Genomic DNA, 11,855 nt, shown 5'->3' on the forward strand with positions numbered 1-11,855 from the left:
AGAACGTGATGTGAGCAAAGAAAAGGGTAAAGAAACCCAATTGCACGCCCACTACTAAGAACAGAGCAAGCAACGAAATCGCCATAACAATGTCTGGAGACATCATCACAATGAACAGCAGGCCATTCACCATACCTTTGCCTTTAAAGCGATAGCGGAATAGGGCAACCGCCGTCAGGCTTCCTATGATGGTGGCTGCTGTTGCGCTGAACACCGCCACATTCAGTGAGTGCCATGCGGCTTGCATCAAGCTGTCGTTGTTCACCAGCGCTTCGTACCATTTCGTGGTGAAGCCTCCCCATTTCATACCAAACTTGCTGGCATTGAAGGAGTTAACAATCAACACAATGATTGGCAGATACAAAAACGCGTACACCAACGTCATAAAGCTAAACTTAATTGACTTGCCCATCAGCTTAGCTCCACTTTCTTATTCAATAGTTTTCCTGCCCTGTAGTAGGCATACAACATAATCGCCATGGCAACCGTCAGTGCAATACTGGTTGCAGCGCCAAACGGCCAATCTCGCGCATTAAGCACCTGACTCTTGATGACGTTACCGATCAGCAGGTTCTTCGCACCGCCCAGCAAGTCAGAAATGTAGAACATCCCCAATGCAGGAAGCAGAACCAACAAACAACCGCCGATGATGCCCGGCATGGTCAGTGGCAATACGACTTTCAACAGCGTCTGAAGCTTGTTTGCACCCAGGTCGCGCGCCGCTTCCAGGTAAGTGTCATCCAGCTTTTCTATCGCAGAGTACAAGGGCAAAATCATGAACGGCAACAGGATATAAACCAAACCAATCATTACAGCAGATTCGGTGTACATAATACGAATCGGCTTATCGATAATGTCCATCGCCAACAGGCTTTTGTTGATGATGCCTTGTGTGCCTAACACAATTTTCAAACCGTATGTGCGAATCAGTGAGTTGGTCCAGAACGGCACAATCACCAAAAACAACATAAACGGACGCCATTTCTCGGGCATTTTTGCCACGATGTAGGCAAACGGATACCCAATCACCAGACAAAGCAGTGTCGCAACAATCGCCATGTAGAACGAATGCCACAGCACTTTGAAATAGAGCGGGTCCGCCAAGCGCGCGTAGTTTTCCAGCGTGAAGGTCATCTCAATCAGATTGGCTTCATCGCGGGTCAGAAAACTGGTTCCGATGATCATTAAATTCGGAAACAGCACAAATATCACCAGCCAGCCTACAATAAGACCGATGATGGCATTTTGTAGATTAAGCTTCTTGTTCATCTGCCAGTACCACTTCCCAGCTTTCAACCCAAGTTACGGCGACTTTCTGACCAAGAGAATGGTCTACATCCGGATCATCTTCATTGAAGAACTCACTGACCATAACGCGCATGCCCGATTCCAGTTCCACCACGGAATCCAGTGTCATGCCTTTATAGGTTCGGTCAATTACGTGCCCGACAATGCCTTTTGATTCATTTTCTTTGATTTCTTCCAGTCTTAAATCTTCTGGACGAAGCAATACTTGTAGCTTGTCGCCACCTTTAACGTCTTTGTCGTAATAGACGATGGACTCCACACCTTCGATATTTGCTTTAATGCGTTTGTCGTCGATACGTGCAATCACATCAGCGTCAAATACGTTGATCTCACCGATGAATTTCGCCACGAACAGGTTTTTCGGCTCTTCGTAAATTTCGCGAGGGGAGCCGTCTTGCTCAATCTTTCCGTCTTTCATCACGATGATGCGGTCAGACATAGACAGCGCTTCTTCCTGATCATGAGTAACGAAAATAAAGGTAATACCTAACTGACGTTGCAACTGTTTCAGCTCGATTTGCATCTGCTTACGCAGTTTGTAGTCGAGTGCAGACAAAGATTCATCCAACAACAGTACTTTAGGCTTGTTCACTACTGCACGTGCTATCGCAATACGCTGCTGCTGACCGCCAGAAAGCTGATGCGGCTTACGCGAAGCCATATGATCCAAACGCACCATTTTTAGCGCTTCAATCACGCGAGGTTCAATATCAGCCGAAGGCACTTTTTGCATGCGCAAACCAAATGCGACGTTGTCAAACACCGTCATGTGCGGGAACAAAGCGTAGCTCTGGAAAACCGTATTCACATGGCGCTGTTCTGCTGGCGTAGCCGTCACATCGACACCATCAAGTTTGATGGTTCCCTGATCGCTGGTTTCAAAGCCTGCGATCATCCTCAGCACCGTTGTTTTGCCACAGCCAGACGGACCAAGAATGGTCAGGAACTCGCCGTGATTCACGTTTAAGTCGAATCCATCAATGATTTTTTTACCATCAAAGCTTTTCTCGATGGACGACAGCTGTACAACATGAGTTGGCTTTTTCAATGTCTGTTTTTCTCCTAATTAAAAGCCAGCACTGGTCTGCTTGATTCTAAAAAAACATCCCAGAACGTATGTGGAGTGGGGAGCGAATCATATTCCTCAAAACGGTGTTCGCAAAGCATTTTCTTACACAAAAACCTAAAAATTTTTGCGGCTTTTGTTTACCTGTTTGTACCTCATCTCTGAACCCTTATTCATCAAGGGTTCGAATGCTGATTCAAGCATTAATCTATGACCTTAATCTTTCGATTTATAGACGGAATTTTTGCCCGATAACGGAATCGAACCAAAAGAAATGGCAAGAAAATGCAATTATTGGTCAATTGAATCTAAAATTAAACAAGTGTTGCATTCTTGCTTTTAAGACTTCGCAGAGCGCACGTATAATCGCCATCATTTAGTACTTGTCGCAGAGCAAGTTGTACCAAGAAAGCTATAAGGTCAGGGCACTGACCCGGAAGTATCTATGAATAATGAGATAGTAAAAGATTTCAATCTGGGGGGGAGCATCGAACAGGCTCTTTCAGGGAATTACGAACTCAAACCCAGCGACGTCATTCAGGAAGCCTGGAAATATACGGTTAAAAACTTCTTCTCGTTTTCCCCTGCAATTGTGGCGCTGATCGTCATTCAGGCTTTGATTTTCTTTATCGCACTAAAAATGCAGCTTGGTGACCCATCAGTGTTACTCACTTTACTTCAGACGCCAGAGAAGATGGATCCGCAGATCGTCAGTTCACTCCTCTTTGCCAATTTCAGCTATGAGCTAATCAGTGCACCTCTTTCAGCGGGTATCAGTTTGATGGCGATGAGCCACGCCGCGGGGTTAAGAACCAAATCTCGTCATATGGCTAAAGGTCTTCAATACACGATCCCGATCATCCTGGCGACCATGTTCAACCTGCTTTTACAGGGTGTAGCAGGGCAGTTGCTGCCTTTCCTCTCCATTTATCTGACCATTGCGTTTAGCCATTCAATTTTGCTGATTTGCGAAAAACGAGTTCCTCCGATGCAGTCTTTATTGCTGTCTTTGAGAGCTGTAAACAAAAAAATACTTCCAATAGCTGGCATTTATCTCGTTGTCGCTTTCATGTTCTTTATGGCGACCATTTTCTATGGTATTGGTCTAATCTTTGTTGTGCCTTTCTTCTTTCATGTCAAAGGCATACTGTATCGCAACATGTTTGGCATTCAGCTCAAAATCGTTGCTTCTGATATTCCAGCGAAACCTCAACAAGGTCCAGATAATTCCGGAACATTTGATGCTTAAAAACCTGCTAAAACTTGTCGCTGCTGTGTTTTTCACAGTGGCGATTTTATTTCCTTTCTACCCAAAAAAAGAACCTTCTCCAGTTGTTCAACAACCACCAGCCAAGCCACTCCCCGAAATGGGCGCTACACCTGATTTCGCTACCATTGGCAATGTAGGCGAGAAAAAGACGGCATTTTTTGGCTTTCTTTCCCCGGCAATCGCAATAGAAAATCACCGAATCCAACAAGAAAGAGATTTTCTGGGCTCAATGCTAGAAACGGAATCAACCGCTCGCCAAAACCCAGATAATCTCGCCAAAGCTGAAAAACTAGCGAAAGCCTATCGATACGCGACACCTTCTGAAGGCATTACTCAGAGTTGGATCCAAGCCATGTTGCTTCGTGTGAACGTGTTACCTCCAGCGCTTGTTCTAACGCAGGCTGCCAATGAATCCGCTTGGGGAACGTCCAGGTTTGCTACTCAGGCGAACAACTACTTTGGTCAGTGGTGCTATCGCGCAGGGTGTGGATTAGTGCCACTTAGAAGAACAGAAGGTGCCACTCACGAAGTAGCGAAGTTCAATTCCGCACAAGAGTCTGTTGCTGCTTACTTTATGAACGTTAACCGCAACCGAGCGTACGCGGAATTACGCACGATCCGAGCCGAGCTGGAACAAACGGGACAAGACCTGAAAAGTGAGAAGACGGCACTCGCATTGACGCAAGGATTAAGTCACTATTCGGAGCGTGGTCAGGCGTACGTAGATGAACTGCAAGCCATGATCAGACACAACAAAAAATATTGGTCTGAGTCCGGAAAACAATAATGAAAATTCAATCTTTATTAGCCCTAACTGTTTCGCTAGGTTTAGCGCTGCCAATTCAAGCGCAGGAATACATGTTCACTTATTCCAAGCTCTATACCCAAATGAAAAACAACGCCAAAGAAGGACACGACGACGTTAAAGTCGGGCTTTTCTTTATCGATGCAGACACCAAAAAACTCTGCAAACTTGAGAAGGCGTGGATGGAGAAGGAAGAACATTACGAAGAGTTTGATACATCGGGCTTTGAACTCAAAGTACCTGTCGATAAGAACTTAAAATCGGCAAACCCTTTGGTATTTGTGCGTACCGAAAAAGACAAACGCTGCGACTTCTCTATGGTTGTAATGGCAAAAGAGCAGTTCAGCGGAACAGTTCAATACGGCGATGTCGAAAAACTGTTACCTCAAATGCAAGTGATGCTGGAAGATTTAGGCGGCATGTTCGCAAGCTGGTTTACACCGGATGTGGAAGGGGTAACACTGGAATTTGCTAACGAACTGAACAGCGAAATCAAGCTTTCTAACGGTAAAACTATTGATGTGGTAGACGGTCGTGCATACCTAGCACTGAACCAAATCACAGAAAACGGAAGCTTTACTTTGCCTGAAGCAACAACCCGTGTGCTTCCATATCTGCCTAAAGCGAACTAATCGCTATTCGCCTGTGTTTCAAGTTTCTGAACTGGAGTGCAGGCGTGATTCATTGATGTTCCTTTTACGAAAAGCCGCTGGCGATATCCCTTCATGTTTCTGAAACACGTCGTAAAATGCAGACAGAGACCCAAAGCCACTGTCTAGCGCTATCGCTACTATCTTAGTGTCCGATTCAGCCAATAACATTTTCGCATGATACAAACGCAAATCGGTAAGATGTTCTTTAATGGTCTTTCCGAGTAGCTTTTTAAACAAAGACATTGCATACCCTTTGGATACGCCCGCATTATCTGCCACTTCATCTAATCCTATTGGAACTGAGAAATGTTCACTCATAAAACGAAGCATCGCTTCAAAGTGGAGGATAGCTTTACCGCCAATCAGAGAGTTAGCATCTTGTATGTCTCTTCTCAAGATGGTCGACCAACCCTCGGTCGCTAGCCTTAACAACCTCGCTTCAACTTCCAGAGCATGCAGTCTATGCCATGGACCTTCTGTACTATGTTCGTTTACCCATCGGTTAACTAAATTAAGGTCGACATCATTATTTTCCCGAGCGCAAATTACCGAACCGCTAAGTAGTGCACTTATAAAAGAGGAAGGCAGATTCCACTGAAGTAACTGAGAGAGGGAAATATAAACATTGGTAATTTGTTTCGCTCCGTTCACGCTAAGAACCCTATGGGGGTTAGCTCCCCAGAAAAGAGTGAAAACGCCACCTTTGATGGTTACATCATTTCCAGAAAACGAATACGTCATTTCGCCTTGGTGCAGATAGTTCATTTCGATAGAGGCATGGTGATGATAGTACGAAGGCTCGAACTGCCTCGGTTGAATGTCTTCAAACACGACACCACATTCTTTCGGGTAATCTGGGTCCTCTACACGATAGGTGCTGGAAAACTCATGAGAAGGTGTCGACTGTTTCATATCCGCCTTTATCAGTACTGCTCGTATGTGCCTACAACATTGTCAGCTTGAATGCTTTTTCACAAGTATAGATTCATTTTCCGGAAGAATTTTTGGCATTTCTAGAATTGCTCTTATTGCCTTTCTGGAAAGCTATAAGATTATTTAGGAAGAATATGTCCACTTCGTTGCCAATAATCTGAATTACCACCGTGAGACTAAGGTCAACAAACTCTAAGGACAATAAAAATGAAATCGTACCCCAAAATAGCTTTTATTGGCGCGGGATCTACCGTGTTTATGAAGAACATCGTTGGCGATGTACTCCAAAGAGAATCCCTTCAGGGCGCTCATGTGGCGTTGATGGATATTGATGAAGGTCGACTCAATGAGTCCCATATTGTCGCTCAAAAAATGGTGTCGACGTTGAAGTGTGAAGCAACACTTTCAACTCACCTTAACCAGAGAGAAGCACTGGAAGGCGCAGACTTTGTCATCGTCGCTTTTCAGATTGGGGGCTATGAACCTTGTACTGTCACCGACTTCGAGATCCCCAAGAAGTTTGGACTAGAGCAAACCATTGCTGACACCTTAGGCATTGGTGGCATCATGCGTGGCTTGCGCACTGTTCCACACCTTTGGTCGGTTTGTGAAGATATGCTTGAAGTCTGTCCAGAGGCGTTGCTTCTTCAGTATGTAAACCCAATGGCAATCAATACTTGGGCGATTGCGAAGAAATACCCGCAGATCAAGCAAGTCGGTCTTTGCCATTCGGTGCAACACACTTCCGAGGGTTTAGCGTCTGACTTGCAAATACCAATAGAGAACATTCGATACCGCTGCGCTGGCATCAACCACATTGCGTTTTTCTTGAGCTTTGAAGAACGTTTGGAAAATGGGGAGTACGCAGATTTGTATCCGAAGCTTCTTGAAGGTTATGAGTCGGGTGTTTACCCAAGACCAGAAAGCCAGGAGATGCCACGCTGTCAAAATATTGTGCGATACGAAATGCTGAAACGCACAGGGTACTTTGTCACCGAAAGCTCTGAACACTTCGCGGAATACACACCTTGGTTTATCAAATCGGGTAGGGAAGATCTTATTGAAAAATTCGCCATTCCTTTAGATGAATACCCCAAGAGATGTATTGAACAGATAGACAAATGGCACGAGCAATCTCAAAAACTCATGTCTGAAGACACTATCGAAGTCCACAAGAGTAACGAATATGCCTCGGCAATCATTAATGCTGCTTGGACCAATGAGCCAGAAGTGATTTACGGTAATGTTCCAAACAACGGTCTAATCGATTCGCTGCCTGAGGGCTGTGCCGTTGAAGTCCCATGTCTGGTTGATGCTATGGGTATTCAGCCAACCAAAGTAGGAAGCCTGCCACCACAACTTAACGCCATTATCCAGAGTAGCGTGAGTGTGCAGTCGTTGGTTGTGGAAGCTCTTATGAACCAGAACCCGGAACATATTTACCATGCCGCGATGATGGATCCGCATACCGGAGCGGAACTGGACCTTGAACAGATCTGGCAATTGGTGGATGAACTGCGTCAGGCGCACGGAGACTGGTTGCCTGAATGGGCAAGAAAGTAAGAAATGAAAAGGGGCTCGACTGAGCCCCTTCTTTAAATCAGATGTTGGTTACATCCAACTGCAATTTCGGGTCAAACTCTACCGCATCTTCGTCGGTAGTTTGAACTTGCGGCATCTCTTCTTTATCAAAGCCGATATCACCACCGTTAATGACACCTGAATCGCGGTTGATGGATTTGAAATCAAACAGTTCAAAGTCTGCAAGGTGGCTAGGAACCACGTTTTGCATCGCAGTAAACATGGTCTCAATACGACCTGGGAACTGCTTATCCCAAGTATTCAGCATTTGCTTCACATTCTGACGCTGTAGGTTTGGCTGTGAGCCACACAAATTACACGGAATGATTGGGTATTCACGCATATCAGCGTACTTGATGATGTCTTTTTCACGACAATAAGCCAGTGGACGAATTACCACGTGTTCACCATTGTCTGAAACCAGTTTTGGCGGCATGCCTTTGATCTTACCACCGTAGAACATGTTCAGGAACATGGTTTCAATGATGTCATCGCGATGGTGTCCTAGCGCGATTTTTGTTGCACCCAGTTCTTTTGCTGTGCGGTACAAAATACCGCGGCGCAGACGAGAACAAAGCGAACAGGTGGTTTTACCCTCTGGCACTTTGTCTTTAACAATAGAGTAGGTGTCTTCTTCTATGATTTTGTACTCGACACCCAAGCTTTCTAAATAGTCTGGCAAGATGTGCTCTGGAAAACCTGGCTGTTTCTGGTCAAGGTTTACTGCAACCAGCTCAAAGTTAATCGGCGCACTTTTTTGCAGGCTCATCAAGATATCCAACATGGTAAAACTGTCTTTACCACCAGATAGACACACCATAATGCGATCACCATCTTCAATCATGTTGAAGTCTTTGATGGCATTACCAGTGTTGCGGCGAATGCGTTTTTGCAACTTGTTAAAGTTGTACTGTTGAGCTTTGGTGCGCTCTTTACTTTGCTCTGTCATATCCAGCTTTTTCTGTTGTTATCTCGACAAGAAATTGAAGTGCGTATAATACGGATATCCGCGCTAGATGCCAGTGTTTTAAGGTGCGAAAGGCATAGCGAACTAAAAGTATAGAAAAAAAGTATCCACCGGCATAGCCGGTGGTTTTTCATATGCGCCTATAAGGCTCTCCTACTGGCTGCGCCCTAACAGGCGCATAGTGATCTGACATTTGCATATGACTATTTCCTGCGGCCCGTAAACGGGCTACCCGAATATGGAAGCGACAACTGCTCTCCCATTTTATCCTGCTCTAGCTGATGCTTTATATAGCTTTGGATTTTGCCCGTGTTTTTACCCACCGTATCTACATAATATCCTCGACACCAAAATTCTCGGTTCCTGTACTTGAACTTCAAATTTCCAAATCGCTCATATAGCATCAGGCTACTTTTTCCCTTCAAATGCCCCATAAATGATGAAACACTCATCTTAGGCGGTATCTCTAAAAGCATATGAATATGATCTACACAGCATTCCGCTTCAATAATATTCACACTTTTCCATTCACATAGTTTTCTAAGTATCTCTCCTACTGCCCTTCGTTTCTCTCCGTAGAACACTTGCCGTCTGTACTTAGGTGCAAAAACGACATGATATTTACAATTCCATCGCGTGTGCGCTAAGCTCTTTTCGTCCCCCATTGGGACCCCCTTTCAATTCTTAATTAACTCTTGCAGTTGCCAGACCACAAGACGTTTTTATCAAATTGAAAGGGGTTATATAACTGACTTATAGCTGTAAGCTTTACGGAACCCCCAGCCTAGCTGGGGGTTTTCTCTATACAACAAAACAGGCAAGCCAATGGCTTGCCTGTTTTATCTGAGAAGTAATTTGTTACTGATTCGGATCCAGCGGGCTGATATAGCCCTTTGGTTTTAACGCCAGAACATCGCAATTAATCTTATCAATAACGTGTTCTGCCGTATTACCAATAAAGACGGCTGACAAGCCCGTTCGACCTGTTGTTCCCAGAATAACCAAACCCGCATCCAGTTCATCTACGATTTTGGGAATCACTTCTTCTGGCAGACCTTGCTCAACTCGGGTATTGCTCTCATCAATTCCGTGTTTCTGCCTTAATGCTTTCATTGCCGTAAGGTGATGACCACGTACCGCGTCGCTGTAAGTGGTTGGATCAAACTCAGGCAGTTCTATGGTGATGTTCGCTGGCGTCACAGGGTAGGCATTAACAAGAACATATTGAGCGTTCAAGCGACCGCTAATGTCTTGCAGTTGCTCAACCATGGCATCGTTCAGGTCTTGGTGGGTCGGGTTTTCAGATGAGACATGGACAGATGCCATAACGTTGCCGTTTACAGGCCAGTCGTGGTTCTTCACTAAAAGCACGGGGCAGGGGCACTTGCGTAAGATATGCCAATCGGTTGGAGTAAAGATCACCGACTCCAATACGTCATGTTTACGAGTCGCCTTGACTACGATTTCATGCTCACCTGCGAACACTTCACCGATGATCGCTTCATAAGGGCGATTATGCCAAACCACCTTGATGTCCAGTTTAACGGACTCATTGAGGTAAGGTTCAGCCACTTCTTCCATCCAGGCTTCGCGTTGCTGAATAACGCCACGTCTCATTGCGTCTCTCTCGTCTACGGAAAGCATGGAAGTCATTTCATAGGAGAAATCGTAAATCGATAAGAAGAACGTGATGTGGCTTTCAGAACGACTACTTTCACTCAATTGAATCGCCCGGGCCAGTGCTGGCTGCTGATCGCTATTAACATCAGCAACAACGAGGATCTTATTGTAAATACTCATAACAGCTCCTTAGAAACCAAAAGGTTAGAGGCATGGTTTAAGTTAACTGTAGCTTAGTAGAGCAGAAAAATTTAGGAAAACAGAGATTATTAGAAGAGAAATATGAAGTGGCTCAGAACTGAGCCACTTCATGGAACCGAGGTTCAACAATTAGGATTGAGAGCTGGTTATTCAGCAGAAACGCCCGCTAATTCTTGCAGTGCGTCGTGATCAAGAATAGTGATGTACTTGCCTTTAACGCTCAGCATTTCAGCTTTCTGGAAACGACCTAACAGGCGGCTAATGGTTTCAACCGTCAGACCAAGATAGTTACCAATATCGCCACGCGTCATGGTTAGACGGAACTCGCGCGGGCTGAATCCACGTTGAGAGAAACGAGTAGAAAGGTTATACAAAAATGCAGCCAGTCTCTCTTCAGCGTTCTTCTTGGATAGCAGCAGGATCATTTCCTGATCGCCTTTGATTTCATTACTCATCAGACGCATGATCTGCTGACGTAACTTAGGCATTTTACCAGCAAGGTCGTCGAGGGTTTCGTATGGAATCTCACAAACCATTGAGGTTTCTAGCGCTTGTGCGAAGCTCGGGTGAGAGTCGTCAGTAATGGCGTCAAAGCCGACTAAATCACCTGCCAGGTGGAAAGCGGTAATTTGTTCGTCGCCTTGTTCTGTGATGGTGTAGCTTTTGATAGTGCCGGAGCGGATAGCATACAGTGATTTAAGTTCATCACCGGCTTTAAAGATTTCCTGACCTTTCTGGATAGGTTTCTTTCGCTCAATGATTTCGTCTAATTGGTCAAGCTCAGATTCATTGAGAGTGAAAGGAATACAAAGTTGGCTAATACTACAATCTTGGCAGTGAATGGCACATCCACCGGACTGAACTCTTTTTGTTGCTGGCTTATCTGAAATCATAACTTCCAAACGCTATTTTGATATACATCAATATTTTAACACTTCCTAATACTAAAGGGTAGTGAAAAAAGATTTATCGAAACAAAGGGATGTGACAATTTATGAAAGTAACGTGAACGCATCGTAACCAGTGTATAACCCATAAGCAATCAGTATGATTGCGCCACACTGTCGGAACGTTTCATTTCTTTGCCACTTCTGAAATTTCACCGCGCTCATGCCGACTAAAAGCATGGCGGGTAAGGTGCCAAGCCCGAATGAAAACATAATTACGGCACCATCAAGTGCACTGCCAGATACCGCTGCCCAGGTGAGGGTTGAATAAACTAACCCACAAGGCAGCCACCCCCAGACAAATCCGAATGGCAGTGCGTGAAGCGGGGATCTCAGTGGTAATAACTTCTGACCAACAGGGGATACGAACTTCCATATACCTTGCCCCAGTTTTTCGACCACCAGCAAACCCTGCCACCATTTGGCAATGTATAAACCCAGTAAAACCATAAACACAGCTGAAACCAAACGCAGGTAAGTGAGGGCGAGATTAAAATCTGAAAA

Annotated in this window: 12 protein-coding genes and 1 pseudogene; 4 read left to right on the plus strand and 9 right to left on the minus strand. The window is 45.0% G+C overall.

What is annotated here, in order from left to right; translation table 11 throughout:
• From potC to potA, 3 genes and pseudogenes are all read right to left on the minus strand, one after another.
• Nucleotides 1-412 (minus strand): annotated as a pseudogene (gene potC, locus RH89_RS06180) (spermidine/putrescine ABC transporter permease PotC); the annotation flags it as partial.
• Nucleotides 412-1,269 (minus strand): spermidine/putrescine ABC transporter permease PotB, encoded by an 858-nt coding sequence (gene potB, locus RH89_RS06185; RefSeq protein ID WP_004400311.1) that lies wholly within the window; start codon nucleotides 1,267-1,269, stop codon nucleotides 412-414. The gene potB and the pseudogene potC, both read right to left, overlap by 1 nt.
• A complete protein-coding gene (potA, locus tag RH89_RS06190) occupies nucleotides 1,253-2,356 on the minus strand; it encodes a spermidine/putrescine ABC transporter ATP-binding protein PotA (RefSeq protein WP_004400313.1) in 1,104 nt (367 codons plus the stop codon). Before potA ends, potB begins: the two co-directional genes overlap by 17 nt.
• Nucleotides 2,357-2,819: 463 nt before the next feature.
• Between potA and RH89_RS06195 the strand changes: the two genes are divergently transcribed.
• Genes RH89_RS06195 through RH89_RS06205 form a run of 3 tightly spaced genes read left to right on the plus strand, consistent with a single transcriptional unit; the run spans nucleotide 2,820 to nucleotide 5,081 of the window.
• Entirely contained in the window at nucleotides 2,820-3,623 is an 804-nt protein-coding gene (locus tag RH89_RS06195) for a DUF2189 domain-containing protein (protein ID WP_004400315.1), read from the plus strand.
• Entirely contained in the window at nucleotides 3,616-4,431 is an 816-nt protein-coding gene (locus RH89_RS06200) for a glucosaminidase domain-containing protein (RefSeq protein ID WP_004400317.1), read from the plus strand. Before RH89_RS06195 ends, RH89_RS06200 begins: the two co-directional genes overlap by 8 nt.
• The gene (locus tag RH89_RS06205) at nucleotides 4,431-5,081 is read left to right on the plus strand and encodes a DUF2987 domain-containing protein (RefSeq protein ID WP_004400321.1); all 651 of its coding nucleotides are present in this window, start codon (nucleotides 4,431-4,433) and stop codon (nucleotides 5,079-5,081) included. The genes RH89_RS06200 and RH89_RS06205 overlap by 1 nt, the downstream gene beginning before the upstream one ends.
• Nucleotides 5,082-5,099: 18 nt before the next feature.
• Here RH89_RS06205 and RH89_RS06210 read toward each other — a convergent pair whose 3' ends face one another.
• On the minus strand, nucleotides 5,100-6,014 hold the full coding sequence (locus tag RH89_RS06210; protein ID WP_004400323.1) for a helix-turn-helix domain-containing protein: 915 nt from the start codon (nucleotides 6,012-6,014) through the stop codon (nucleotides 5,100-5,102).
• Nucleotides 6,015-6,242: 228 nt separating this feature from the next.
• Here RH89_RS06210 and melA point away from each other — a divergent pair, with 228 nt between their 5' ends.
• Nucleotides 6,243-7,598, plus strand: coding sequence for an alpha-glucosidase/alpha-galactosidase (gene melA / locus RH89_RS06215; protein ID WP_004400325.1), 1,356 nt, complete (start codon nucleotides 6,243-6,245; stop codon nucleotides 7,596-7,598).
• Between the two features lie 37 nt (nucleotides 7,599-7,635).
• On the opposite strand, the gene ttcA is transcribed toward melA, so the two are convergent.
• The 5 genes from ttcA to RH89_RS06240 form a co-directional block, all read right to left on the minus strand.
• Nucleotides 7,636-8,565, minus strand: coding sequence for a tRNA 2-thiocytidine(32) synthetase TtcA (gene ttcA / locus RH89_RS06220; protein WP_004400327.1), 930 nt, complete (start codon nucleotides 8,563-8,565; stop codon nucleotides 7,636-7,638).
• A gap of 221 nt (nucleotides 8,566-8,786) precedes the next feature.
• On the minus strand, nucleotides 8,787-9,248 hold the full coding sequence (tnpA, locus tag RH89_RS06225) for an IS200/IS605 family transposase (RefSeq protein WP_004400329.1): 462 nt from the start codon (nucleotides 9,246-9,248) through the stop codon (nucleotides 8,787-8,789).
• Nucleotides 9,249-9,441: 193 nt separating this feature from the next.
• Complete coding sequence (uspE, locus tag RH89_RS06230; protein WP_004400331.1) at nucleotides 9,442-10,383, minus strand: universal stress protein UspE; 942 nt, start codon at nucleotides 10,381-10,383, stop codon at nucleotides 9,442-9,444.
• A 167-nt stretch (nucleotides 10,384-10,550) separates the two neighbouring features.
• Nucleotides 10,551-11,297 (minus strand): FNR family transcription factor, encoded by a 747-nt coding sequence (locus RH89_RS06235; protein WP_004400333.1) that lies wholly within the window; start codon nucleotides 11,295-11,297, stop codon nucleotides 10,551-10,553.
• A gap of 99 nt (nucleotides 11,298-11,396) precedes the next feature.
• Nucleotides 11,397-11,855: sulfite exporter TauE/SafE family protein (locus tag RH89_RS06240; protein WP_004400335.1), on the minus strand; the 459-nt coding region annotated here is incomplete at its 5' end.

The organism is Vibrio nigripulchritudo ATCC 27043, from assembly GCF_000222685.1.
Lineage (GTDB): Bacteria > Pseudomonadota > Gammaproteobacteria > Enterobacterales > Vibrionaceae > Vibrio > Vibrio nigripulchritudo.

Coding starts and splice junctions, on each gene's coding strand:
- potB (WP_004400311.1), bottom strand. CDS start 1,269: ATGAACAAGAAGCTTAATCTACAAAATGCCATCATCGGTCTTATTGTA.
- RH89_RS06195 (WP_004400315.1), top strand. CDS start 2,820: ATGAATAATGAGATAGTAAAAGATTTCAATCTGGGGGGGAGCATCGAA.
- RH89_RS06200 (WP_004400317.1), top strand. CDS start 3,616: ATGCTTAAAAACCTGCTAAAACTTGTCGCTGCTGTGTTTTTCACAGTG.
- RH89_RS06205 (WP_004400321.1), top strand. CDS start 4,431: ATGAAAATTCAATCTTTATTAGCCCTAACTGTTTCGCTAGGTTTAGCG.
- RH89_RS06210 (WP_004400323.1), bottom strand. CDS start 6,014: ATGAAACAGTCGACACCTTCTCATGAGTTTTCCAGCACCTATCGTGTA.
- melA (WP_004400325.1), top strand. CDS start 6,243: ATGAAATCGTACCCCAAAATAGCTTTTATTGGCGCGGGATCTACCGTG.
- ttcA (WP_004400327.1), bottom strand. CDS start 8,565: ATGACAGAGCAAAGTAAAGAGCGCACCAAAGCTCAACAGTACAACTTT.
- tnpA (WP_004400329.1), bottom strand. CDS start 9,248: ATGGGGGACGAAAAGAGCTTAGCGCACACGCGATGGAATTGTAAATAT.
- uspE (WP_004400331.1), bottom strand. CDS start 10,383: ATGAGTATTTACAATAAGATCCTCGTTGTTGCTGATGTTAATAGCGAT.
- RH89_RS06235 (WP_004400333.1), bottom strand. CDS start 11,297: ATGATTTCAGATAAGCCAGCAACAAAAAGAGTTCAGTCCGGTGGATGT.